Source organism: Huijunlia imazamoxiresistens (assembly GCF_037132455.1).
Lineage (GTDB): Bacteria > Bacteroidota > Bacteroidia > Chitinophagales > Chitinophagaceae > Flavisolibacter > Flavisolibacter imazamoxiresistens.
Genome location: NZ_JBBBEI010000046.1, coordinates 1 through 23599, shown reverse-complemented (window position 1 = coordinate 23599; position 23599 = coordinate 1). Strand labels below are relative to the sequence as shown.

The 23599-nt window shown below is 58.4% G+C and carries 21 protein-coding genes; 8 read left to right on the top strand and 13 right to left on the bottom strand.

Going from position 1 to position 23599, the window contains the following annotated elements; all coding sequences use genetic code 11:
* From V9K67_RS25810 to V9K67_RS25795, 4 genes are all read right to left on the bottom strand, one after another.
* Positions 1-740 (bottom strand): glycosyl hydrolase 2 galactose-binding domain-containing protein (locus V9K67_RS25810; RefSeq protein WP_336727803.1); only part of this gene is annotated, 740 nt, incomplete at its 3' end.
* Positions 741-810: 70 nt separating this feature from the next.
* Positions 811-2073: a glucuronyl esterase domain-containing protein gene (locus tag V9K67_RS25805; RefSeq protein WP_336727801.1), complete on the bottom strand. Its 1263-nt coding sequence runs from the start codon at positions 2071-2073 to the stop codon at positions 811-813.
* A 27-nt stretch (positions 2074-2100) separates the two neighbouring features.
* Complete coding sequence (locus V9K67_RS25800; RefSeq protein ID WP_336727799.1) at positions 2101-3117, bottom strand: glycoside hydrolase family 88/105 protein; 1017 nt, start codon at positions 3115-3117, stop codon at positions 2101-2103.
* A 394-nt stretch (positions 3118-3511) separates the two neighbouring features.
* Entirely contained in the window at positions 3512-3808 is a 297-nt protein-coding gene (locus V9K67_RS25795; protein ID WP_336727797.1) for a hypothetical protein, read from the bottom strand.
* A 252-nt stretch (positions 3809-4060) separates the two neighbouring features.
* Between V9K67_RS25795 and V9K67_RS25790 the strand changes: the two genes are divergently transcribed.
* Positions 4061-5044, top strand: a complete 984-nt coding sequence (locus tag V9K67_RS25790) for a CapA family protein (RefSeq protein WP_336727795.1) — start codon at positions 4061-4063, stop codon at positions 5042-5044.
* 34 nt (positions 5045-5078) lie between these two features.
* Positions 5079-5756: a phosphoribosyltransferase gene (locus tag V9K67_RS25785; RefSeq protein WP_336727794.1), complete on the top strand. Its 678-nt coding sequence runs from the start codon at positions 5079-5081 to the stop codon at positions 5754-5756.
* Between the two features lie 17 nt (positions 5757-5773).
* Here the strand turns inward: V9K67_RS25785 and V9K67_RS25780 are convergent, their stop codons facing one another.
* Entirely contained in the window at positions 5774-8680 is a 2907-nt protein-coding gene (locus V9K67_RS25780; protein ID WP_336727791.1) for an exo-beta-1,4-galactosidase, read from the bottom strand.
* An 85-nt stretch (positions 8681-8765) separates the two neighbouring features.
* On the opposite strand from V9K67_RS25780, the gene V9K67_RS25775 reads away from it, so the two are divergent.
* Positions 8766-9500, top strand: coding sequence for an alpha/beta hydrolase (locus V9K67_RS25775; protein WP_336727789.1), 735 nt, complete (start codon positions 8766-8768; stop codon positions 9498-9500).
* A gap of 191 nt (positions 9501-9691) precedes the next feature.
* Here the strand turns inward: V9K67_RS25775 and V9K67_RS25770 are convergent, their stop codons facing one another.
* Positions 9692-10900, bottom strand: coding sequence for a porin (locus tag V9K67_RS25770; protein ID WP_336727787.1), 1209 nt, complete (start codon positions 10898-10900; stop codon positions 9692-9694).
* A gap of 303 nt (positions 10901-11203) precedes the next feature.
* Here V9K67_RS25770 and V9K67_RS25765 point away from each other — a divergent pair, with 303 nt between their 5' ends.
* Both V9K67_RS25765 and V9K67_RS25760 read left to right on the top strand, forming a co-directional pair.
* Entirely contained in the window at positions 11204-11908 is a 705-nt protein-coding gene (locus V9K67_RS25765) for a protein-L-isoaspartate(D-aspartate) O-methyltransferase (protein WP_336727786.1), read from the top strand.
* Positions 11909-11960: 52 nt separating this feature from the next.
* Positions 11961-14351 carry a hypothetical protein gene (locus tag V9K67_RS25760; RefSeq protein WP_336727784.1) on the top strand — a complete coding sequence of 797 codons (2391 nt, stop codon included), beginning with the start codon at positions 11961-11963 and terminating at the stop codon, positions 14349-14351.
* Here V9K67_RS25760 and V9K67_RS25755 read toward each other — a convergent pair.
* The 5 genes from V9K67_RS25755 to V9K67_RS25735 form a co-directional block, all read right to left on the bottom strand.
* Complete coding sequence (locus V9K67_RS25755) at positions 14348-14689, bottom strand: hypothetical protein (protein WP_336727782.1); 342 nt, start codon at positions 14687-14689, stop codon at positions 14348-14350. The genes V9K67_RS25760 and V9K67_RS25755 overlap by 4 nt on opposite strands.
* On the bottom strand, positions 14686-14958 hold the full coding sequence (locus V9K67_RS25750; protein WP_336727780.1) for a hypothetical protein: 273 nt from the start codon (positions 14956-14958) through the stop codon (positions 14686-14688). Before V9K67_RS25750 ends, V9K67_RS25755 begins: the two co-directional genes overlap by 4 nt.
* Before the next feature lie 92 nt (positions 14959-15050).
* Positions 15051-15485: a response regulator gene (locus V9K67_RS25745; RefSeq protein WP_336727778.1), complete on the bottom strand. Its 435-nt coding sequence runs from the start codon at positions 15483-15485 to the stop codon at positions 15051-15053.
* Positions 15486-15518: 33 nt separating this feature from the next.
* Entirely contained in the window at positions 15519-16082 is a 564-nt protein-coding gene (locus V9K67_RS25740; RefSeq protein WP_336727777.1) for a helix-turn-helix domain-containing protein, read from the bottom strand.
* Between the two features lie 45 nt (positions 16083-16127).
* Positions 16128-17351 carry a sensor histidine kinase gene (locus V9K67_RS25735; protein ID WP_336727776.1) on the bottom strand — a complete coding sequence of 408 codons (1224 nt, stop codon included), beginning with the start codon at positions 17349-17351 and terminating at the stop codon, positions 16128-16130.
* 616 nt (positions 17352-17967) lie between these two features.
* On the opposite strand from V9K67_RS25735, the gene V9K67_RS25730 reads away from it, so the two are divergent.
* The 3 genes from V9K67_RS25730 to V9K67_RS25720 all read left to right on the top strand — a co-directional run bounded on the left by V9K67_RS25730 (position 17968) and on the right by V9K67_RS25720 (position 19179).
* On the top strand, positions 17968-18156 hold the full coding sequence (locus V9K67_RS25730; RefSeq protein ID WP_336727773.1) for a hypothetical protein: 189 nt from the start codon (positions 17968-17970) through the stop codon (positions 18154-18156).
* A 59-nt stretch (positions 18157-18215) separates the two neighbouring features.
* Positions 18216-18569, top strand: a complete 354-nt coding sequence (locus V9K67_RS25725; protein ID WP_336727771.1) for a hypothetical protein — start codon at positions 18216-18218, stop codon at positions 18567-18569.
* Positions 18570-18819: 250 nt separating this feature from the next.
* A complete protein-coding gene (locus V9K67_RS25720) occupies positions 18820-19179 on the top strand; it encodes a VOC family protein (protein WP_336727770.1) in 360 nt (119 codons plus the stop codon).
* A gap of 98 nt (positions 19180-19277) precedes the next feature.
* Here the strand turns inward: V9K67_RS25720 and V9K67_RS25715 are convergent, their stop codons facing one another.
* Both V9K67_RS25715 and V9K67_RS25710 read right to left on the bottom strand, forming a co-directional pair.
* Complete coding sequence (locus V9K67_RS25715; RefSeq protein ID WP_336727768.1) at positions 19278-21647, bottom strand: T9SS type A sorting domain-containing protein; 2370 nt, start codon at positions 21645-21647, stop codon at positions 19278-19280.
* Positions 21648-22332: 685 nt separating this feature from the next.
* Positions 22333-23403 carry a patatin-like phospholipase family protein gene (locus V9K67_RS25710; RefSeq protein ID WP_336727766.1) on the bottom strand — a complete coding sequence of 357 codons (1071 nt, stop codon included), beginning with the start codon at positions 23401-23403 and terminating at the stop codon, positions 22333-22335.
* Positions 23404-23599 lie beyond the last annotated feature (196 nt).

Sequence of the window (23599 nt, the reverse complement as noted above, 5' to 3'; positions counted from 1 at the left end):
CCGCCGTCGAGGATGCGCACTTCGTAAGAAACCTGCTGCGGCCTGCCGCTTTCGTTTTTCACTTCAGAGGCAGTATGGATGGTCGCCGAGCGGCCTTTGATATTAAAGTTATCGGCATACACATACACGCCCGTGGTGCCCAGGTTGGAATAAAGCGGCAGGGTCTGGTACACTTTGGGCGCCACATGCAGGTATACGTTTTTGTTGATGCCGCCGAAGTTGGCGTTGAAGTTCTTGTCTTCCCACTGGTACTTGGTGCCGGTGGCTTTTTCCTTGTAGTCCCAATCGTTGTCGATGCGGGCGGCCAGCACGTTCTCCCCTTCAAAATTTACGGCGTCCGTAACGTCGAAGCCGAAGGCGGTGACGCCGTTCTCGTGCCCGCCGATCCGTTTTCCATTGAGGTAAAAGTCGCCGGCCTGGCGGATGCCTTCGAACTCCAAAAATACTTTATGTCCGCGGGCAGAAGCAGGCAGCTTAAAATGCTTGCGGTACCAGGAGATGGAATCGGAATGGTTGACGATATCGTTGCGGAAGGCTTCGTCCTCGTTCCAGGCCCAGGGCAGGGTGACGGACTTCCAGGAGGCGTCGGCAAAGGCAGGCGCTTCGGCCCCTGCTGCATCGCCTACTTTTACCTTCCAGCCGCTGTTAAAATTGTATTTTACCCGCCGGGTGGTAGGCGCCTGGGCCATGCCCTGCAGAAGAATGAGGATAAAACCAAGGGAAAACAAAACGTGTTTCATATGTCAGAACCGGTATTGAAAAGGATGTAAGAAATCAGGAAACAGTTGCTTATTGCCTATTGCTTATTGCTTATTTTTTCCAGAAGCCATCGGCAAACTGCAGGTATTGCTGCCAGTCGTAGGGCTGCACATCGTGCCTGCCGGCGCGGATGTGGTAGCGCGGGGTTTCGCCCACGGGCTGGTGCAGGGGCGGAAGGTGATCGCCTTCGGGACCTTTTTTACCGAACAGCGCGTACACCCTGCCGGCTTCACGGGCGCTGAGAAATTCACCCAGCGGGTCGGACCAGGTATCGCCCTCGGCGCTGGCCACGTACAGGGGCCGCGGCGCCACCAGCGACAGCAGCATGTGCCCGTCCACGGGCAGGGCGGCGGTGTTGTCGGCAAAGTTTTTAAAGTTGGGGCCGAACCAGTACGGGAAGCGGGTGGTGATGATCTTTACGGTTTCGCCGAAAAACCGTTTGGAAAGGGCGGCGCCGCCTTCGCCCGATTCATTGGAAACTGCCAGGGCGAACCGAGGGTCGGATGCAGCCGCCCAGAGGGCGGCCTTACCCAACCGCGAATGTCCCATCACAGCCACCCTGCCGGCATCAAACGTCTTATCCTGTTGCAGGTAATCCATGATGCGGCTGAGGCCCCAGGCCCAGGCGCCCATAGCGCCCCATTCATCGGCCTGTATTTTCAAAATATCTTTCAGCGTCGTGCGGATACCGGTTTTCCAGCCCTCGGCCTGGTCCGGCTCGATATCGCCGTAATAAGCGGTGGCCAGTGCAAAGCCGTGGGCCAGCACCTGCCCGATGTCCCATTGCGCCGCATCGGTGCCCCGGGCGCTATCGGTGGCGCGGTTGTTCACCACACCCTTTGCCTTGCCGTACACCCAGCTTTCGCCCAGGAATAGGTGGGGGTCGTCCGCCACCGTATGGTTGCCGCAGAAATTGTAAGCGGTAAAAACCGGTACCGGGCCGCTGACACCTTTAGGAATATAGAACAACACATCCAGGAACACGGAGGTATCCGCCGGGTGCAGGAACAGGCGTACCTGCCGACGGGTGGCCCGGCCGCCGAAGGCGTCCCCTTCCTCCCGCAGCCGGAAGCTTAGCGGCGTTTTCGCCCGCGGGTAGCGGCCGAACTGCACCTGTTCGTACAGGTGGTACACGAAGGGCCGTTGCCTCCTTTTCCACTGCGCCGCCGTCGACACCTTTTTGCCGTTGGGCCGCACCAAAGGGTCGGGCAGGGTGTACGCTGGCACCCTGGCCTCTTCGGAATTGGAGGGCAGGGATTGGGTGAAACCGGTTCCAAAAAGCAGGAGGCAACTTGTGAGCAGGAGCGTTTTCATATGAGGGTTTCCCTACAAACCACCAACCTATTTCAGTTTATACACTTCGGAGCCGGCGAGCAGGAAGCAACCGAGGCCGTAGTCTTCAAAGTCGGGCTTGCTGGTATAGCTTACCGGTTGGCCGTCCTTGGGTTCCTTACCGGTTCCCTGCACGTAGCCCAGGAAGCCGTTGGGGTGCACGCACTCCGCCACCATAGCGTTCCAGGCCTTGGTCAGCACCGGCAGGTAGGTGGCTTTGTCCACGAAACCGTTGTTGATGCCCCAGGCCATGCCGTAAACGAACAGGGCGGTGCCGGTCAGCTCCTTGCCACCGTAATTGGTCGAATCGTGCAGGCTCACGTTCCAGTAGCCGTCGGCGCGCTGGATGGGAATAAGGGCCTTCAGCATGTCCTTATAGTCCTGCATGTATTCGTTGTAATGGGGATCGGTCTTGGGCAGCATTTGGAGGGTGCGCACGAGGGCGGCCACTACCCAGCCATTGCCGCGGCTCCAGTAGCAGTCCTGGCCGTTGGGCTCTTTGTACGGGGGTACAAAGTCCTTGTCGCGCCACCACAGGCCGTCTTCGGGGTTGTAAAGGCCGTTGCCGCCATGCTGGCGCTTGGAGTAGGAATAGATGTCGTACATTTTGCGGAAGTACGACGTATCGTTGTACAACACACCCAGGCGCACGAAAACGGGCATGGCCATTTGCAGGGCGTCGATCCAGCTCCAGTCATCGTTCTTATCGCTTTTGACGGTATTGTCGATGCAGGCCTTGATGTCGCGGATGCGTTCGGGCTTTTTGTCGATCAGGTACAGGTCGATGTAGGTCTGGCCACAGCACTGGTCGTCGGCGTTGCGGGTGGTGATGCCGTTGCGCAGGCCCCACTTGTGCTTTTCGCCCCACTCCACGGCATAGTTGTAATATTTTTTACGCTCTTTCTTTTTGGGGTCCACTTCGTACAGGGCCATCAGTCCTTCGTAATACACGCCGCGGGTCCAGATGTTGCTGGGACGTTCGCGGTTGGTGACGATGGACTTACCCGGGTCGGGCCAGGTATTCATAAAATACCGGTTGGCCAGGCGAAGGGGCTTTAAAATTTTCTTTTTGGAAGGCAGGCTTTGCGCGGAGAGATCCGCAGCCAGGACAGACGCTACAAGGAAAAGGAATCCTACAATTTTACCATTCATACGACGAGCCTTTGATTCGTGTAATAAAATTAAGGCGCTATGTTAAGCGAAATACCGCTTACAGGCGTCCTGTTGCATCCTGAATTGCTGCGCCAGGGCAGGTGTACAGGGAATAAAGGCCGCAAGTTATAAAGGATTCGAAGAAGGAAAAAATCGAACTGCGCAAGGAAAGGTAAAGGAAGAAAGCCGCGGAAAGGATCAGTGGCCAAAACAATAGGGGGCAGCTTTCTTCCTGCGGAAGGACGGGCGCTTAAAACCGGAACAACAATCAGTAGAAGGTGTCATGAACCTGGACGTTTTTATTGCTGTGCAGCTTCATGATCTCCTTCTTGACCACCGAATAAACGGTTTCCTTGGGTTCAAGGATGAGCGAATACGGTTTGGATACTTTAAAAACAATCGGGTCGGAAGTGACGCCGGTAAACTGGATCTGCAGCCAGACGCTCTTTTCGCTGGTCAGGTTGGCCGGGGGCTGGTCATCGCGGTTGAAGGTAAACTCCGCGCAGATCTGAACGCCATCGTAATTGAATTCAATAAACCGGGGTTCGTTTAAATGAAAACTCATAACTACATGTTTTAATTTGTGAAAATAAAGCGTTCAAGGCAGGCGTATCATTAACTTCCCATTAAATGAACGGGAATTCCCGGTAAAAAGGAGGGTGAAACAGGGTGTTTTGCCGGTAACCAAATATAAGGACAATTTTCATGGTTTCCGTCATGCAATTGCAGAGTTTAACAAAATAGGGCCGGACTCCCCGCTCCTGCCTTTGGCGTACCTTTACCGGTTGGTGGAAGCATTTTTGAAAAAGAGGAACAGATGGACAACGGTCAAATCCTGATGGGCTTTACCGGCGATGTCATGATCGGCAGGACCGTGGACCGGGTCATTTCCCGCGAGGGCTATGCCTTTCCCTGGGGCGACGTGCTGCCGCTGCTGCGCACCACCGACCTCAACATCATCAACCTCGAAACCACCCTGACCACCAGCACCCGCGAAGCCTCCAAGGTCTTCCACTTCAAAGCCTCCCCCGACAGGATCCGCTGCCTTCAGATCGCCGGCGTAGGCGTGGCCAACCTGGCCAACAACCATATTCTGGATTATGAAGAAGAGGGGCTGTTCGAAACCCAACGGCAGCTCGAAGGAGCCGGCATCCGTTATGCCGGCGCCGGCGCCAACGAGGAGGAAGCGGCCCGTCCAGTGCTGCTGACGGTCAGGGGCCTGCGCCTGGGCATCCTGGGGGCTACCGACAATGAAAAGCGCTGGAAAGCCGGTCCCGCCCAAAGCGGTATTAACCACATCAGCCTGCTCAACGAGCACGACCGCGAACGGCTGCTGGCGACCCTCCGGGCACTGAGGCCGCAGGTTGACCTGCTGGTGGTAAGCATCCACTGGGGGCCGAACCTGCAGGAAACACCGCGGGGGGAGACCGTCTCCTTCGGCCGGGAAATGATCCGGAACGGGGCCGATATCGTGCACGGCCACAGCGCCCACAACTTCCAGGGCATCGAGGTATACAATGGAAAGCTGATCCTGTACGATACCGGCGATTTCGTGGACGATTACGCGGTCCACCCCGACCTGCAGAACGACCATTCCTTCCTGTACCTGGTGACCGCCGGACCCGGGGGCCTCGAACGCCTGCAACTGGTGCCCGTACTCATTGACGGCTGCCAGGTGAACCGGGCGCACGACTTCGACTATACCTGGTGTATCCGGAGGATTCAGCAGCTCTCTGCCCCTTTCGGCACGAAGATCAGTGAGGAAGGTATCGTGGAGATGGGGAATTGGTTAATTGGTTAATTGGTTAATTGGGGAGGCCGCTTATGAAAGAGTAATGTCCAATGTCCGCTTACTAAAACATAGTGCTATGTTTATAGACAGAAGAGATGCTGCCCTGCAACTGGCAGGGGCGCTGGAAAAATACCGGGATACCGGCGCCATCGTACTGGGCATTCCCAGGGGCGGGGCCGAAACGGGTTATTACGTGGCGCGGCACCTCCATGCCCGCCTGGCCCTGGTGATCTGTAAAAAGCTGGGGCATCCCCAGAACCCCGAATACGCCATCGGCGCCCTGGCGGAGGACGGCTCGGTCTACGTCAACGAAAATGCCGCCGGCGACCTGCCACGGGAGGCTTTTGAGAAAGAAGCCGAACGGCAGCAGCAGGAGATCCGCCGCCGTATCGACGTCCTGCGCCAGGGTGCCCCCCTGCCCGACCTCCAGGGCAAAACGGTCCTGCTTGTGGACGACGGCATCGCTACCGGTGCTACCGTCTTTGCCGCGATCCAACTGTGCCGCCACCGGGGCGCCGCCCGTATCGTAGTGGCGGCGCCGGTTTGCGCCCCATCCAAAAAGGCCCAGCTGGCACGGGCGGCCGATGAGGTGGTGGTCCTCGAAACCCCCGAACACTACCGGTCCGTTTCGCAGGTGTACCAATCCTTTAGCAACCTCACCGACCGACAGGCCATCGCCTTTGTGGAAAGATGGGCCTGGGAGGCACAGCCTCCCTTTTAACCCTCTTTCGCCCGGGCTTACCTCCTGCCGCCCGGCTTCAGCTCGTCGGGGCTGTCCTTGGTAAAGGCATCCCACTGCTCCCGGGAGGGCGTCTGGAAGAGGTCGCGAACCACCTTCAGCTCCACCTGTTCCTTGGGCTGGAAGCGGTCGGAGGCGATATATTGCTTCAGGCTGTACAGCAGCTGGCGGGCGGCCGGGCGGCTGTTGCTGTCCGACAGGGCGGCCGAGGACACCAGCAGGCGCCCCGCTCCCACCCTGGCTTCCATCACCAGCGCCAGGCGGCGGTTCATGAACCAGGTATCAATGGGCTGCACAATGGGCTGGAAGCCTTTGGGAAAATCTTCCAGGTGCATCACCTGCGCCCGGTTCACGATCTCCCACCACTGCAGGTTGCTGTGGTATTCGGTGGGAAAGCGCTCCAGGGCGGGATGTTTTTCCTGCACCAGGATGCCGGTCACATGCGGCGGCCGCATCTTGAACCAGGAGGTATTCCAGAAAACCGGGGTAAAATGCATCACCACCTCTTTGCCTTTCACCACCTTGCCGGCGGCATTCAAAAACACCTTGCCGCCCTTGTTCAGCACTTCTTCAGCCCTGGCGTCCAGGGTATCGGTCATGTATACTTCCGCCGTTTGGACCGCCGGCAACCGGGCCGGGTACACCCAGAAATCCCAGTCGTTGGCATAAGGCGTACCGTTGATGGTCACTTCCAGGTTCAGCTTTGCGGCCTCTTTGATAGAGGAGAGCGGCCAGCTGACGGTGCCGGCCGGGCGGTTGCCGCCCCGCTCCAGGCGGCTTTGTACGAATGCACCTTTATAAACTTCCTTTCCGTCCGCACCGGTTACCCGGTACGTTATGGTGGCATTGGTGAGGTCGGACGGGCCAAAGTTGTAGATCTCGATATCGGCCGAAAGGGTGTCGTTACTGGAGTACACGAATTGCGACATCCGGTTCAGCGGCACGACGGCGTTGCAGAAGCGGCTCCACTGTTTGGCCGTAATGTAGCCTTTCTCATCCCAGAAGGCATCGAGCACGCCCACCAGGGCGGTGCCCTGGCCGGGGAAGTCCTGCAGGCCCAGCAGCTGGAAGCCGCCGAGGCCGGGGGTGCGCAGGGCCTTTTCAATCTCGTTCTTGTAGCACAGCGCCTGCAGCTTGCCGGAGGCCAGCAGGAACGCTTCGCCCTGGTCGCCCATGCCGTGGTCGGCCAGGTCTTCCTGGAACAGTTCGAAGTTGCGGGCCCGGTACAGGCCGGTATACTTCTTAATTTCTTTGAAATTGGGAAACACGCACCACTGCCCCATTTCGTGGGTCACGTAGGGCATGGTGAAATTCCGGATCACCCCGCCGTAGTCGGACCGGCTTTCGGGCCGCGAGCCGGCCCACGAAAGGCCGCGGGCGGCGGACTTGATCATGTATTCGTTCTCGGGCACCAGCGGCCAGCTCTGGGCCACCGAAGCGCCGGTATAGATGCGGCGGGAATCCCTTGCCTGCCAGTACTGGATAAAGCCGGCCAGGTACTTTGCCTGGTTGCGGCCGGCAGGTTCGTTGCCCGCCGCCAGCATGGTGAAGGAGGCATAGCTGCCGTAGGCTTTGGCCATGCGGTTCGACTCTTCGTAAACGTACTGGTCGATGAAGCGGCCGTCGCCCAGCGAGGTGCCGTGGTTGGGCCAGGTGGAGGCTTCGGGCTGCAGGTAAAAGCCGACCTTGTCGGCGGCCACGAAGGCCGCTTCGGGCGGACACCACGAGTGGAACCGCATATGGTTCAGGCCGTGCGACCGGGCGATGCGGAACAGGCGCTCCCACGACTTTTCATCGGTGGGCGGGTAGCCGGTCAGGGGGAACTCGCAGTTGTTGACCGTGCCGCGCAGGAAGACCGGCCGTCCGTTGACCAAAATGCGGTTGCCCGCCACCTTTACCTCGCGCATACCGAACTGCTGCTGCCGTTCGTCCTTCAGGTTCAGGACGTTCAGGGCGGCGGTCAGCTGGTACAGTGCCGGGTTGTATTCATCCCATAGCAGCACGTCGGCGCCCATAGGCAGCGACACTTCCACGCGGGCGGTATCCCGGGCGCCCACCGATACCGGCGATTTCACGGGCAGGGCGGCGCGGGAGGTAGGGGCATTAAAGCTTTGGGCCGACACGGTATAGGTGCCCTGTACCGGCTTGGACAGGGTGTTCACCACGGACAGTTTGACCAGGGCCCTTTTATTCGGCACGTCGGGGAAAACCTGCAGATCTTCGATAAATACGGCGGGTGAAGCCTGGAGGTAGAAGTTGCCGACGACGCCGTTCCAGTTGCCCTGGGTGTGGTCCGTCACCGAGTGCGAGTCGGGACCAACGTTCACGTCCTTGAGGCGGTTGTCCACCTTGAGGGTCAGGGTATGTTTGCCGGGGGTGGCCAGGGCGGAGAGGTCAAACTCCTGGGCAGTAGCCAGGGCATTGCGGGTGCCGGCGGGCTTGCCGTCGATCCAGACAGAGGTTTGGATGTGCCCGCGCTCCAGCACCAGCTCCATGTGCTTTTGGGCCCAGCCTTTGGGAATCTCGATCTCTTTCTGGTACCAGGCCACGCCTACGTAGTGCTTGAGGGGGGTGAGCCAGAAGGGTATTTTGATGTTGCCCGGCTGGCGGTACTTGGCCAGGCTTTTCCGGAAAAAGAAGGAGCTATCGTAAATGGAGCCGGTCCATTTGGTCTGGAGGGTGATGTCGTCGCCCTTGCCGTTGCCGGTCAGGGTGCCGGGGAGCTGGACGGTCTCCTTCCACGACTGGGGACGGGCGAACCATTGTTCCGAAAAGCCTTTATCGTCGCGGTCGAGGGCGAAGCGCCATTTGCCGGCGAGGGTGAGTTGCTGGGCAGGAGCAGCCAGGGTACCGGCCAGCAGGCAGAAGGCCAGCAGGAGCCGGGAGCATAAGTTGGGCAGTTGCATGCGGCTAAGATAAGGAGGAATGTGGCGGAAGGCGCCGCCTACCGGAAATTTGCCGGTAGCTTTGTGTACCCTTAAAACCACCTGATTGAAAAGAAAAAAAATAGTGCTCCGGGTACTGCTGCTGGCATGGACCGTCGCCGGTCTGGGCTTCCTGCTATGGCTGGCGTACGGCTACCAGGCGCGGAGCGTTGCTCCCTCCGTTTATTCCAGCGATGCCCGGGTAACGGTCACCGGCAACCGGGATTATGATGCGTTTACGCCTGCCGGCCCCTACCGGCAGGTGGTGTTGTTTTACCCCGGCGCCCTCGTTGATCCAAAGGCTTACGCGCCGCTTTGCCGCCGGCTGGCGAACAGCGGCTGCCGGGCAGTGCTGGTGAAGATGCCCTGGCGGCTGGCGTCCCGGGGCTACCAAAGGCCTATTACCCTGGGCCTTTTCGCCGACAGCACGAAGGAATACATCCTGGCGGGCCATTCGCAGGGCGGAAAGATGGCGGCCCGGTTTGTCCAGCAACACCCCGGACTGATCGACAAACTCATCCTTATTGGCACCACCCACCCCAGGGATTTTGATTTATCCGGAAGTAAGATACCCACGCTGAAAATATATGGTTCGAATGATGGGGTGGCGGATACCACAGGCGTGAACCGCAACAAGGCAAAGCTGCCACCGGCAACAAAATATGTTTGCCTTAACGGCGCCAACCATGCGCAGTTCGGTTATTACGGTTTCCAACTGGGTGACGGCAAAGCCGCCATCAGCCGTGCGGTGCAACAACAGCTGGTTTTGGATCATATCCTTTCTTTTCTCCGCCAGCCATAAGATCAAACAGCACCGCAGGCAATGGCCCGCAAACAACAGAAAAACCCCTGTGGAAACAGGGGTCGTATCTGGAAATTAATCTCTTTATGAGACGCGTAAAAGTATTCGATCAAGTTGAGCGGAACGCGTTCTCCTTGTTATGGATTTATTAAGGAAAGATTAAGGCGGTCACCGCTTAGGTGCACAAGGCATTAAAAGCCCAGTTCCACCTGGAAGCGGAAGCGGAGGGCGGGATCGGCCTCGAGAAAATTCCGGATATGGCTGACATCGCTCTGGACCTTCAGGCTGTGGCCTACAAAGTATTTGGAAAGTCCCAGGGTGTATTCGCGGACGGGGCCCTCCTCTCCCGCCTGCCGGATGGCCCGGGAAGGCGTCACTTCGGTATACCGGCCGGCCAGCTCGAAGTTGTTGGGAAAAAGGTAGCCGCTCTGGACGTTGAAGCCCGAGCCGGTTTCAAAAAAAACATGGGGCTTGGCCGTGAGGGCAGAGCCGTCTGCCGCCTGCTTTTTCATGTACTCGCTGGCCACCGACCAGCCGCGGTATTTCCAAAAAAGGTCGGCGAAGAAGGTTTTCAGGTCGCGCGACTCGCCCAGGAAGGCGCCCAGCTCTCCCCCTTTACGTACCGCCCCGTCGTTGTAACTGTAGCCGGCCGCCAGCGACAGCCTGGGGGTAGCCTCCCGCTCCAGGTCCGATTCGAAATAGTCGCCTTTGTGGCTGAATTCCCCGAAGGGCAACACTTCCACCCGGCCCGTATAGCTGAAGCCGCCCGTGTCGGCCACGGTAATATTACGGCCCTGCCCCAGCGATACCGCATACTTGTCCTTGACGACCACCGGCCCCACATGGAATTGGTGGTGCAGTTGCAGGCCGATATCGCGGTCGAGGTTATAAAGCGAGTTCACCAGGCTGCGGTCCACGAACTGCAGGGAACTGGAAGAGTTCACCCGTTCGCGGTTGCCGGGCAGCTTCGTTTGCCCGAACCACAGCTCGGTGTTTTTAGAGGCCTGGTATTTTACTACGGCGTCCAGCACGATATTGGCGGCGTTGCCGCCCTGGGGCATCACGCTGCCGTTGTCGCGGTTGCTCAGCGCCAGCTCAATTTTGTATTCGAGCTTAGGGGTAAAGGCAAAGCCGTCGAATTTCAGGCGGGCCCGGCGGACCATCATTTCCTTTTCGGTTCGGGCGCCTTCGGCCAGGGAGCGTTCGGCCACAAACAAGGTTTGGATACGGGCGCCCATCTTCAGGCTCATGGAGGAATCGGGGGCGATAAAGTTGATGCCCTTGCCCAATTTTGCGTAGACGTTTTTCGGGGCGGCAACCGCGGGAGTTTCCTGGGCAAAGGATTTCAGACCACCCAGCAATAGCAGAAAGGGCAATAATGCCCGGGAACATTGTGACATGTCTCAAGAGTTTAATTTCCGGCAGCAAAGTTGCGCTCAACCCGCTGATAACCAACCCCTATCATCAAGCATAACAATTCGATAAACTTGCCGTAATATTCCGGTAACGATGAGGTAACAATAAGTTAACAGGCCGCATGAAAAAGATTGCTTCAGGGGAACACCGGAGCCAACCGGCGGGGCCGCCGGCAAGCCGATCCACACGCCTTCAGGCGGGCTTTCGTACATTAGCCTAATCCCAAAGCGCCCCTATCCCCGGCCCCGCCCTCCGGGAACATTTGCTCACCTTCAAATAGCTGCACCATGAAAGCGCTATTGTTTTGGTTGCTGGTCCTGGTACCCTGGCCCCGTTTGCCGGCCCAGGATTATGAAAAAAGCCGCCTGCAGATGGTCAAAACGCAGATCGAGCGCCGCGGCATCCGGCATGCGCCCACCCTGCAAGCCCTGCGGCAGGTGCCCCGTCACCTGTTCCTGCCGCCAGCCCAGCTTCAGTATGCCTACGAAGACCGACCCCTGCCCATCGGCTACGGCCAGACCATCTCCCAGCCCTACATCGTGGCCTTCATGACCGAAACGGTTCAGCCCGGCCCGGGCAAGCGGGTGCTGGAGGTCGGCACCGGCTCGGGCTACCAGGCCGCCGTGCTGGCACAGGCCGGCTGCCGGGTGTACACCATCGAGATCGTGGACGCCCTGGCCAATGAGGCCCGCAAACGCCTGCAACGGATGAACTACAAAAACATTGAGGTGAAAAACGGCGACGGCTATTTCGGCTGGAAGGAACAGGCACCCTTCGATGCCATCGTGGTTACCGCCGCTGCCGAACACATACCGCCGCCGCTGACCGAACAGCTCAAGGAGGGCGGCCGCATGATCATCCCCATCGGTTCGCCTTTCATGACCCAGCAGCTGATGCTGGTGCAGAAAACCGGCGGCCGCCTGCGCACCACCAGCCTGTTGCCCGTAAGGTTTGTACCTTTCACAAGGGCTTCGGATAAACCATTAAAATGATTTCGGATGTCGTCTCGCCCTAGGCGAGACGACATCCGAAATTTCTTCACATATGATCTCCTATCACCAACGCATGCTCCTGGCTACAGCCCTTATATCTGTGGCACTGATCGCCTACCAGGTGGCGGTGATGCAGTTGCTGTCGCTGGTGCAGTGGTACCACTTTGCCAACATGGTCATTTCCATTGCCCTGCTGGGTTTTGGGGCGGCCGGCAGCGTGCTGGCCGTGTGGCGGGCGGCCCTGCTGCGGCGGAGCGACCTGCTGTTGCCCCTGCTGATGATCGGCTGCGGGCTGGCCATGACCGCCGTAGTGGGCCTGAGCCGGAGCGGCGCCGCCCGGTTCGACTCCTTCCTGCTGTTTGTAGAGCGGCGGCAGTGGTGGGCGCTGCTGGTCAATTACCTGCTGTTCTTCCTGCCCTTCTTCCTGGGGGCCCTGGCGCTGGGCATCCTGTTCGTCCGGTATACGGACCGGATCGGGCGGCTCTATTTTGCCAACCTTATCGGCTCGGGGGCCGGGGCCCTGGTGGCTGCCGGGCTGGCATTTTCTTTCCTGCCGGCCACCTTCCCGGTAGCCGTGTCGCTGTTTGCGGTGGCGGCGGGCCTGCTGCTGGTAACGGCGCCCCACCGGAAGTGGGTGCTGCCCCTGGCCGCCACGGCCCTGCTGTTGGCGGGCTACCGCCTGGCCCGCCCCCCGGACCTTTCCCTTTCGGAATATAAAAGCCTCAGCCGCACCCTTCACCTGCCTTCCGCCCGCATCACCCTGCAACAGCCCGGCCCTTATGGCTTTGTGCAGGTGGTGGCGGCCGACGCCCTGCGCTTCGCCCCCGGCCTGAGCCTGGCGTATACCGGAGAGGTACCGGTGAAACAGGAGGTCTTCAACAACGGTGATGGCTTCGGGCCGGTGGTTTCCCGCAACCGCCTTGATACCGCCCACCTGCTCGATTATACCACCATGGCCCTCCCTTATGCGCTGGCGCCACGGCCCAGGGTGCTGGTGCTGCAGGCCGGCACCGGCCTCGAGGTGGCCCAGGCCCTGCAAAGGGGCGCCAGCCGGGTGGACGCCGTGGAACCCCATGCCGGCGTGACGGACCTGCTGCGGCACGAGCTGGCGCCGGCTACCGACTCGCTGTTTTACCAGCCGGGGGTGCGGCTGCACGTGACCGGCCCCCGCACCTATTTATCGGCTACCCGGGGTCGTTATGACCTGGTGGTGCTGCCGCCGGTGGGCGCTTTCGGCGGCGGCTCGGGCCTCTATGCCCTGCAGGAAGAGTACCTGCTGACGGGGGAGGCCTTATTGCAGATGACCCGCCTGCTGCAGCCCGGCGGGGCGGTGGCGGTGACGGCCTGGATGGATTATCCCTACCGCTACCCGCTGAAGCTGGCCGCCACCCTGGCCGAAACGGCCGAGGCGGCCCGCCTTTCGGGGCATCCGTTGTACCTGGCGGCCGTGCGCAGCTGGGGCACCGTCACCTTCCTGCTGCAGGCCCGCCCCTTCAGCGCCCGCGATACGGCAGCCATTCGCCGGTTTTGCGACCGCTATTATTTCGACCCGCTGTTGCTGCCCGGCCTGCGCCCCTACGAACGGAACTTTTACAACGAGATCGTGGACCCCGTCTTTTTCACCTACATCGACCGGCTGGTGACGGGCAACCGCGAACAGGTTTACCGGGACTATGACTTTCACCTGCGGCCGGCCACGGACGACCAACCCTATTTTTCGCAGTTCCTGCGCTGGAACAGCCTGCCGCGGCTGGCAGCCCTGTTCGGCACCCAGTCGGCCTCCTTTATCGAGCTGGGGTACCTGGTGTCCCTGATCACGTTTTTCCAGATCGCCGGGCTGGCGGTGCTGCTGATTATTTTGCCGCTGTTCCGCATCGGCTGGCGCAGCGGCCCGAGGGGATGGACCCTGCTGTACTTCAGCGGGCTGGGCACCGGCTACATGTTTTTGGAGATCGTCCTGATCCAAAAATTCCTGCTCTTCTTCGGCAACCCGGTAACTTCCGCGGCCCTGGTGATCGGGATCATGATGCTGGCGTCCGGGGCCGGCAGCTACCTGTCGGACCGGCTGGCGGCCGGCCGCCGGCAATTACAAATAATACTGGCGGTGGTGGTGGTGGTTTTGGGCGGGTACACCCTTCTTCTGGGCCCGCTGTTACAAAGCGGCACGGGGCTGGGCTTCTGGGGCAAAGTAGCCTTGTCGGGGGTATTGGTGGGACTCCCGGCCTTTGTCATGGGCATGCCCTTCCCCGCCGGCCTGCGCCTGTTGTCGGTGCGCGACGAGAAAAGCGTTCCCTGGGCGTGGGGGGTCAACGGCTGCCTGTCGGTGATCAGCGCGGCGGCAGCGGCCCTGCTGGCGGTGGAGGCGGGCTTTACAGTGGTGATGCTACTGGCGGCGGTGGCGTATGCCGTGGCCTGGAGTTCCCTGTTCCTGTTAAAGGCCTAGGATTCCGGATGCCCCCTTTCGGCCGCATCGGGCGGAACGGAAGTGGCGGGAGCCGGTTCCACAGCTGTGGGGGGCACCAGTTCCCTGACGCCGGAAACCGGGGGCGATACGGGAATTCCCAGCGGCACAAAAGAATTAATGCTGGAGGGGATACCGCTCACGCAATAGGTGGGCTTGACCGCTGACCGGGACAGCAGCCGGGCGTGCTTTTTCTCCAACTCCGAAATCAGGCTTTTAAAAATTTTCGAATAATCATAATTCTTGTCCTGCGGCAACGGGAGGGACAGGGGAACCGCATCCAGCAACTGCCCGTCCAGGTATATTTCCAGGTGCATCATCCCTTTTTCCCTTTTATGACATTGCTTCCCTGTTCCTTTTCCCATACCAGCGTCCCCAGGATGCAGTGAATCAGCTGTTGCGCAGGGCTGGAAACCGGCGCATGGGGCTGCAGCCTATTGGCGGGATCATAGGTGGCTTTGCCCTGGGGCAGCAGCTCGTGCAGCGATACGTCCGGCACATAAATATGTACTATTCTGTCCGGCTGCGAAATAACTGCCGTAAAGGTTTTCCCCTGGTAGGAAAACAAAGTGGTGAAGACTTGGCTCATAACAGTTGCAAAGTTGCCCTGCACCTGCCAATGGAGTGTTATATCATTTCTTTGAAACAGGATAAAATTCACAGGTTCCGGAGCCCCGGCGGTCAGGGCCGGTACCGTTCCCACCCCTTGTCGTTCCATCGTTCTTCCAGTACCAGGGACAGCACATAATAAATTTCATCCGGGTCGGAAGGCTTGGAAATAAAATGCACGGCCCCCAGTTGCTGCAGGTCCTCCGCTTCCTCCACTTCGGTGGAGGTCGTATAAATAATCACCGGAATATCCTTTATGCGCTCATCCGCCTTGATCTGGAGGAGGCATTGCCGGCCGTTTACCCGGGGCATCCGCAGGTCCAGGAAAATATAGTGGGGCAGGCTTTCGGACGGGTGCTGCAACAGCTCCAGCGCCTGCTGGCCGTCCCGGGCCGTCCGGCACCGGATGGTAGGGTCAATTTCTGCCAGGGCTTCCAGGAAATATTTCCGGTCATCGGCATCATCATCCACCAGCAATATGGTGCGGTCTTTATTCTTGTCTTCCATTTTGAAAAAGTTTGGCAGCTAAAGTTCCTCCCCTTACACCATCCGCCACACAAATTCGCCCGACTGGCACCGCTGCCGGAATTCGGCCGGCGTCGTCCCGGTTACCTTTTTAAACTGCTGGCAGAGGTGCGAAACGCTGCTGTACCTCAGTTCATCGGCAATCTGGTTCAGCGACCGGTCCTCGTAAACGATCAGTTCCTTTACCCGCTCCACCCGCTGCAGGATAAAATACCGTTCCAGGGTAGTGCCCTCCAGCTCCGAAAAGGTATTGGCCAGGTAGGTGTAATTGTAGGCCAGCACCTGGCTCAAATGGGCCGACAGCTTAAACTGCAGGGGCTGTTCCGCGTGCAACAGGTGAAGGATCTCCGTTTTCATGCGCTCCACCAGGATCCGGCCGTGGTCTTCCAGGAGTTCCAGCTGGTAATACTGCAGGCCTGCTGCCAGGGCGGCTTTCTGCGCGGCCGTCGGCTCCTCCACCAGGCTGGCCCAGCCCAGCTCCACGGAGTGGAAGGCGATCTGGTGGGCGGCCAGCACCGCTTCCACGGCCATTTTGCAGCGTACGCACACCATGTCTTTTATATAAAGCGTCCAGGCCAAGGGAAAAGTTTGGCGGTAAATGTACACAAATGCCGACATAAAGGCTTAGGGATGAACGGGTAGCCAGATATAAAAGGCCGCACCCTCCCCTTGCCGGGATTCGGCAAAAATATGCCCGGCATGGTTCTCCACGATCTTCTTGCAGAGGGCCAGCCCCAGCCCTGTTCCCTCGTATTCTTCGGCCGGGTGCAGGCGCTCAAAGATCTGGAAGATCTGTTCCGCATAGATTTGGGCAAACCCGATCCCGTTGTCGGCCACTATTATCTCCATATAGGTCTTACTTGCGTCCAGCCCGGGAAAGCGCTGGAGCTGTTCCGGGGCAACGAAAGAACACGAAATGCGGACGGAGGGCGGAACGTCTTTTTTTCGAAACTTAAGGGCATTGGTCAGCAGGTTGTGAAACAGCTGGTGCATTTGCAGGGGAACCGCCATTACCCGGGGCAGGGGTCCCTCCAGCAGGATAACCGCCCCCGTTTCCCGGATCAGCAGGTCCAGGTCGCTTTGAACGTTTTGAACCACTGCCTGCAGATCGGTGGGCACCATTTCCCGGGTGCCATAGGCGATCTTGGAATACTGGAGCAGCTCGCGGATGAGTTGGCTCATCCGGGCGGAAGTTTCCGAAATCTTTTGCAGGAGCTCTTTTCCCTCTTCCGGCAGGTGATCGCTGAAACGCCGGAGGACGGCGGCAAAGAGCTTGAGCTTGCGCAGGGGCTCCTGCAGGTCGTGGGAGGCGATGGAGGCAAACTGCTGCAGGTTTTCATTGGCCTGGCGCAGGCTGGTATTGCTTTCCTTCAGCTCGGCGGTTCGTTGTTCCACCTCTTTCTCCAGCCGGGTTCGGTAGTCTTCTTCCGCTTTCCGCAGGGCCACCTCTGCCTGACGCTGGGCGGTCATGTCCCGACCGATCTTGACAAAACCGGTTAACGTTCCGGCGTTGTCAAAAAGCGGGTGGTTGGCCCCGTCGATGAATACCAGCGACCCGTCTTTGCGCAGGTGCCAGCGGACATCCGGCGCTACCCCTTTGGCGACAGCGGTGGCCATTTCCTTCTGCGGCTCGCCCTGCTCACGGTCCTGGGGAGTAAAAAGGACATCGCCGGGCTGGCCGAGAATTTCCTCCTCGCTCCACCCGAAGATCCCGGCGGCGCCGGCATTCCAGGTATTGACACGGCCGTCGGCCGTGGTGGTAAAAATGGCAAAGCCCTTGGCGCTTTCAAGGATCAGGCGCAATTGCTTTTCCGAATCCGCAATGTGTTGACCGCTCTTCCCTGGCATAAATCGTTCGTTTACTGGGGTTATGGTTACCTGTATCGTTGGGCTCGAAGAAGCTCCCCTCCTGTCGGGGTACCCTACCGCTAGGATACATTTTTTGCTGAGCACGGTAACCCGAAGCCTGAAGGGCTTCACTGTGAATAGCCCCGGGTGCCAACCCGGGGACCGGTGTGGGTCGAAGACACAACCCTGAAGGGGTTGAATATGTCCTGTTCGTTTTAGCGCAGTTTCTACTGCTAAAGACATCTCCGCAAAGCCTTCCCTATCCCGAACAGTAGGTTTGCTGAGGGTCCCACAGTCAACCCCTTCCGGGTTGTCGTAACCCACCGCGACCGCCCCCGGGTTTCACCCGGGGCTATTCATAGTGAAGCCCTCCGGGCTTCCGGTCCTGGAAACTACTGAGCTTAACCTCATCAGGGATGTACCCAAATGGCAGGTCTTGCACCTGCTGCCCTTTCCGTGTCGGAAAGCGCTGCACTTCCGGCAGGCAGGATCAAAGTTAGGGCGGTTCCGCAGGATAAATTGGAAAGAAAAATGATAGCCTTTTTCCCCCGCTACTTCCCTTATTTTTCCGTAATTAGCAGCAGCGAGAAAATTCCCGGAACCCATTCAATTTACCATGTATCTGCTGCAGGCTACCTATACAAGAGACTGGATCACACCGATCCTTTCCACCCTTCTTCCCTTACTGATCATTGCATTATTTTTAGCCCTGCTCGGCTATACCGTTTCAAAGATTTCCAAATGGGTAACTCCTGGTAAACAAAAGCGTATCCCCCAAACCAAAGCTCCCGAAAAGGATAAATAAGTGAACACAAGCATTCGGAAAGCAATATCCTTTTTTCTCATTTTATTCATTGCCAGTTTATGAGAAAGACGATCCTAGCTATTTATTTGCTATTTACAAGCAGTACTTTCGGTTGCCCAATCAATAATTGGGACGTTGAGCGGTACAGAAGAAAATTTGAAATCCACAGGAACGACTTTGACAAGTTGGTAGCTTCCCTGAATACTGCAAACATAAAGGCCGGATATTCTATTGATGAAAGTGAGCTGCCGGAGGCGGTCCAATCCATTTTGGAAGAATTAGAAGTACATGACGTCAACCTTGATCGAACTCATTGCTCCGGCATACTCCATTATCAATTTACTTCTTCGTGGTGTGAAAAAGCAACGCTCTATTTTTCGAAGGATGCCTGCAATAAGGAACAGACGGAATAAGGATACCATAGCCCAGGAAATATGATTGAAATCTGGGGATTGGGTGATGGCTGGTTCATGTGGATCGATCAGGACTTTATCTGACTCCGTCAGGAAGTACCCGGGGTCCATTATTGCCGTGCTTCGTCTGTTTGAGGCGGCCCTGTACCCTGGAATTGTAATTCCGGGGAAGTTCACTTTATCCTAAAGAACTTCAGGTTGAAGGCCTTTCCATACAGTTCTAAACGATTTTCATTATTTTGTATGGAACATGATTCATTTTAAACGGCTCGACCACCTGTTGATCTCAATACCTCCCGGCGCAACCGAAGCGGCCCGGCAGTTTTATGCCGGCGTGCTGGAACTGGAAGAAATACCGGGCAGCCATCCCCGCGGGGCCATCTGGTTTACAATAGCGGATATTGAACTGCACGTCCGTGAAGAGGCCGGCGGCAATGAATCGTCCCGCCATCCCGCCTTTGAAGTAGCCGACCTGGAACAGGCCAAAGCCTTTCTGTTATCCAAAAAAGTCCCCGTCACGTATTCCAGCGAGATTGACGGCCGCAACCGTTGTTTCTTCCGGGACCCTTTCGGCAACCGCTTTGAGCTGATTGAATTTCACCAACGCTGATGTCCCCTTCATAAATCAGTTCCGGCACCGGCCGGCAGCTAAACAAAAAGAGGCGCCGTGGTGACAGCGCCTCTGGAGATTGCATTTTTGAAATCATCCTATTTATTGACGGCCAGCTTCAGGGTTTTGCTGCCGCCGGCAGTTTGCAGGCGCAGCAGGTATACCCCGCCGGGCAGGCCGGAAGCGTCCAGGGACAGCGTTTGCAATTGGCCGGCATCCGCACGGCCCTGCCGCAGCACCTGCGTGCGGGTGCCGGCCAGGTCGTAGAGCGTCAGGGTGTAAGCACCTGCAGCCGGAAGGCTGAAGCGTACCTGGCCGCTGCCCGAAACGGGGTTGGGGGCAACCGACAGTTCCAGGCTGGGGGCCGCCGCCAGCCGTTCGGCTTCTAAGGGAGCGGCGGTAATTGCCGGCGCCGAAGGCACGCCATCATAACTGATGATGCCGGCGGCCTGGTCGGGGCTGGTGCTTTGATCGGTGGCCAGCACCACAATTTCGTTGGTGTAGGTCTGGTGGGTGCTGGTGGCATTGTTGAAGTTGCCGGCCAGCAGCGTATGGGGTTCCCCGAAAGAAATGGAGGACAGCGCCGATTCGCGGTACAGGATGTCGCCGCCGTCTTCTTTGGAGGTATACACCACTTTTATGCGTCCCATGGCCTCGTTCAGCAGCACGATGCCCCGGGTGCCGTCATGTTCCGAAGAGGTGTTGATCGTAACGGGATAGAGCGGGTCCCAGGTGCCGGTGGGCCGGCGCACCAGCAGGGCCAGGGCCGTATACCCTTCCTCGTCAAAGCCGGTTTTTACGGCGCAGTACAGGGTGCCGTTGGCCGCCCGCATGATGTTCATATGGTCGTCGGCCAGTCCGCGGCCCACGTTATCCTGGGCCGAAGCGGCGGCAGGCAGTTCATCGGCCGACCAGGCTGCAGGGTCGGCTCCGTCGGTATGGGTGCGGAAATGGAACCGCTTGTTATTCTGGTTGGACCAAAGCACGCCGATCTTTCCCGGCAGGGTGGTGATGGCGCAGATGTCATCGTCCAGCACGTTCGTACCGATGATGACCGGGCTGCTCCAGACCGAATATGGGGCGTCGCTCCAGCGTACGGTAACGTTGGTGGTGTCGCAGGAGGCTACCCACATCCTGCCCGTACCGTCGATATCGAGGGTGGCGGTTTCGGTACCTTCTCCAAATTGCAGCGTTACCTTGGAGGTGCGCTGGTTCCACAGCTTGTAGGTTTTCTGGAGGTTGTCGTATTCGGCGGAGATCAGGTAAGAGTTGTTCGACTCGCCCCGGAACAGCAGGATATGAACGGTATTGCCCACTACCCGGCAGTCGGCCCGGGCGTTGCTGGAGCTGTAGATGGGCAGCACCGGCGTCCAGGTGGTGCCGTCGAGGCGGTAGATGTTGGTACCGTTGGAAGTGGGCAGTACGCACCACCACCGGCCGTCATGGGTCCATACTTTTGCCTGCGGCTTGTCGGCGGTATTCTTGCTGATGCTGACCGGCGCCAGGTAATTGACGGAGGAAAAGCCGGGCGAGCCTGCCGCGGGCTGGGTAGCGGTTTGGATGACATAGGTCTGGCCCGAGCTGTAGCCGCCGGTTATGGGGGCGTTTTCGGCATCGGTGATGCCGGTACCGCTGCTCTTCAGGTCCAGGCGAAGCTCGCCGGTGCCGGTAATATTCGAAACCGTTACAAGAAACTGGTTGCCGCCGGTGCCCTGGGCGCTGACCGAACTGACGGTGCCGGCTACCGTGCCGCTGACGCGGCTAACCACAAAATCGGTGGCGTCCACCCCGTTCACTGTTTCGGAAAAAGTAACCAGGTAGCGTACCGAGGTGGCGCTGGTGGGCGAAGCCGAGTAACGGGCGATACCCGACACGGCGGGCGGGGTATTGGCCGGCGCCGTACCGGTATTGCCCGCCAGGGACAGGTCGAAGTGCATGTCCGATGAACTGCTTTTCTGCTGGTGGACCTCGGCGGCGATGACGTTGGTGCCGCTGGTAAAGAAGGACGAAGCGATGGTAAAGTTCAACGCGTCGACACCGTCGTCCTTGGCGCCGTCAGCCGCCAGGGTGGTGTAGGCGATGGTGCCGGTGGGCATGTTGTTGCGGTACACCTCCACGCCGTTTACGTACAGCACGATGCCGTCCTCACGGTAAGCACTAGCCGTAAAGGAGCTGAAGTCGCCGGGATTGGAGATGGAAACCGCTTTCCGGAAATAAGTGGTGATATATTTGTTGTCCTTGTCGGGACCGTAGCTGATGGTAGTAGCGAGGCCGGTGACGCCGTAGCCGAAGCGGCCGTTGCCGGTTTTCCAGGTGCCGTCGCTGAAGGAGGATGCCCGCCAGGCAGTGCCCTGGTTGGTACCGTTATCGAGGTACTTCCAGGCGGAGCCGAAGGGGATCAGGGTTGTTTGTGCGAATAAGGGATGGACAAAAAAGAGAAAAAGGAAAAGTAAAACAGGGGTTTTCATATTGGTTATTTTTACATTCATAAAAGGTTGGAAAGGGCAAAGGGTTCCTTGCCGGGCGGCCATACGGGCCCGTCCGGAAAAGCACAGAGGCTTTCCCGCTGCCGGTAGCTGCCGGCAGGTGGAACAAACAGGAATTAAAGGATCAGGAAGTGATCAGCCGCCGGCCTGCAAGCCGGTGGGGAAAAAATAAAGGAGAACAGGGAAACGATTTTAGGGAAGCAGGGCAAGCCTGGAAAAGATTGGGTTTCACGGGACACAGGGGTCGCAACATACACGTCTTCATACTGTCTTCATTTAAAAGGGAATGAAAGTTCCGCTCATAAGCAGGATGCTTTCGGCCGTTTCCTAGGGAGGGCCAGGATTCCCGGCAGCCTTGACTGCCTTCATCTTAAGCAAACCGAACAGGAATACTTCATCTATTCAAATCTGAAACCGGATTTGCTGCGACGGGCACATCTCTGCCGTTTTTCATGCTATTTTAAGGTGGTTTCTCTCTGTATTCTGCCAAAATCAGCCCCAAAACAGGCGAAATTGCGGGCAACGGCGAAAAGTTGCCCTTTGAACCGGGCAGCCGCCCCTGTTGCGGAAGTTGGGGAATATCGGGTACATAAATAGGTAAAAACCGGCACGCACAGGCCTTTCCGGCCATCAGGCCGGGTGGCGGTCTTTCCCAAACGAAGGGGTGCTACCGGGGAGCGGTGGCGCCGATGCTGCCCGCTAAGTAGCGGCGGGTGGCGGTATAGCCATTCTCCACCAGGCGCTCCACCTCTCCTGTCGCCAGGCGGCGGATGCGGGGACCGACCGCGCCATCGCTGATGGAAACGGTCCGCTGCCAGTCGTCGCGGGTAAGGGTTTGCCGGTTAAGGTTTTCCAGCACTATGGTGTAAAAGGCCGCCAGGTATTCTTTCAGGCTGGTGATCTTCATGGGTGCCAGCCCCAGGGCGCCGGCATCGCTTTGGATCTGCTCGTCCCTGTCGATCCGGAAACCCAGGGTTTTTGGATTGACCCGCAAGCCCCTGCCTGCAGCCGTATCGCAATAGCGGCTGCTGTCGAACAGGCGGATGGGAAAGTTGGCCAGGAAACCGCCGTCCACCAGCACCTCCAGCCCTTCCCGCTTTTTGGGATGCGCGAACACTCTGCCCGTGCTGTCCATAAAAACCGCTTCAAAATAAAGGGGGATGCCCATGGAGATGCGCAGCGCATCCTTCACCGGCATGTGGGGGTAGCTTTCCCGGGAAAAGACCACCAGCTGCTGCCGCGTCAGGCTGGTCCCGGTCACGTACAGGTCCTTAAATCCTTTCAGGTGCAATTCATTGAAGGTGATGCCGGCATCGGAGGTTTTGGCGGCAATGAGCGCGGAGATCCATTTTTCAAAAGCCTTTCCCCGGTACCAGCCGTAATAGCGCCGGAAGCGGTGCATGCCGCCGGCAAACAAATAACGGCCGTCATTGAACTTCTTAAAGGAGGTCTGCCGGATGATTTGAGAAATCTCTTCGCCGCTGTATCCCAGAGCCAGCAGGAGCGCCGTTATCGCCCCGGCGGAAGTGCCGCCCACCCGCTGCACCCCGGGCAGCAGGCCTTGCTCCTCCAGGGCCTTTATCGCCCCGCAATAAGCGATGCCCCGGATGCCCGCCCCTTCGAAAACCAGGTTGGCGGGCGCCGTTATGCTTTGTGCCTGCAGGTGCAGACTGAATACAAGGGCAAGGGCCCATAAGCCCACCGGCAACTTCAAAGCGGCCATCATTTTTGGAAGCATGAAACTGGTTTTCGATGAACGGCAAAGTTCCTCCAAAACCGGACAAAAAAAAGCAGCCGTTGCGGGCTGCTTTTTTTTGTGTTTTATTGTTGAAGCTATTCGGGGCTTATTTCACGATGGAGAAGTCGATCCTGGTAGACTTACCGTTCACCGTGGCTTTCAGGCTGTACTTGCCCGTCTTGGCGGTCCAGCTCTT

What these genes read in the sequence shown, in the direction of transcription:
- V9K67_RS25795 (WP_336727797.1), bottom strand. Translation starts at nt 3,808, where the DNA reads ATGAGTTTTCATTTAAACGAACCCCGGTTTATTGAATTCAATTACGAT.
- V9K67_RS25715 (WP_336727768.1), bottom strand. Translation starts at nt 21,647, where the DNA reads ATGAAAACCCCTGTTTTACTTTTCCTTTTTCTCTTTTTTGTCCATCCC.
- V9K67_RS25730 (WP_336727773.1), top strand. Translation starts at nt 17,968, where the DNA reads ATGTATCTGCTGCAGGCTACCTATACAAGAGACTGGATCACACCGATC.
- V9K67_RS25765 (WP_336727786.1), top strand. Translation starts at nt 11,204, where the DNA reads ATGAAAGCGCTATTGTTTTGGTTGCTGGTCCTGGTACCCTGGCCCCGT.
- V9K67_RS25800 (WP_336727799.1), bottom strand. Translation starts at nt 3,117, where the DNA reads ATGAATACCTGGCCCGACCCGGGTAAGTCCATCGTCACCAACCGCGAA.
- V9K67_RS25805 (WP_336727801.1), bottom strand. Translation starts at nt 2,073, where the DNA reads ATGAAAACGCTCCTGCTCACAAGTTGCCTCCTGCTTTTTGGAACCGGT.
- V9K67_RS25735 (WP_336727776.1), bottom strand. Translation starts at nt 17,351, where the DNA reads ATGCCAGGGAAGAGCGGTCAACACATTGCGGATTCGGAAAAGCAATTG.
- V9K67_RS25790 (WP_336727795.1), top strand. Translation starts at nt 4,061, where the DNA reads ATGGACAACGGTCAAATCCTGATGGGCTTTACCGGCGATGTCATGATC.
- V9K67_RS25710 (WP_336727766.1), bottom strand. Translation starts at nt 23,403, where the DNA reads ATGCTTCCAAAAATGATGGCCGCTTTGAAGTTGCCGGTGGGCTTATGG.
- V9K67_RS25760 (WP_336727784.1), top strand. Translation starts at nt 11,961, where the DNA reads ATGATCTCCTATCACCAACGCATGCTCCTGGCTACAGCCCTTATATCT.
- V9K67_RS25755 (WP_336727782.1), bottom strand. Translation starts at nt 14,689, where the DNA reads ATGATGCACCTGGAAATATACCTGGACGGGCAGTTGCTGGATGCGGTT.
- V9K67_RS25780 (WP_336727791.1), bottom strand. Translation starts at nt 8,680, where the DNA reads ATGCAACTGCCCAACTTATGCTCCCGGCTCCTGCTGGCCTTCTGCCTG.
- V9K67_RS25750 (WP_336727780.1), bottom strand. Translation starts at nt 14,958, where the DNA reads ATGAGCCAAGTCTTCACCACTTTGTTTTCCTACCAGGGGAAAACCTTT.
- V9K67_RS25785 (WP_336727794.1), top strand. Translation starts at nt 5,079, where the DNA reads ATGTCCAATGTCCGCTTACTAAAACATAGTGCTATGTTTATAGACAGA.
- V9K67_RS25745 (WP_336727778.1), bottom strand. Translation starts at nt 15,485, where the DNA reads ATGGAAGACAAGAATAAAGACCGCACCATATTGCTGGTGGATGATGAT.
- V9K67_RS25770 (WP_336727787.1), bottom strand. Translation starts at nt 10,900, where the DNA reads ATGTCACAATGTTCCCGGGCATTATTGCCCTTTCTGCTATTGCTGGGT.
- V9K67_RS25725 (WP_336727771.1), top strand. Translation starts at nt 18,216, where the DNA reads ATGAGAAAGACGATCCTAGCTATTTATTTGCTATTTACAAGCAGTACT.
- V9K67_RS25720 (WP_336727770.1), top strand. Translation starts at nt 18,820, where the DNA reads ATGATTCATTTTAAACGGCTCGACCACCTGTTGATCTCAATACCTCCC.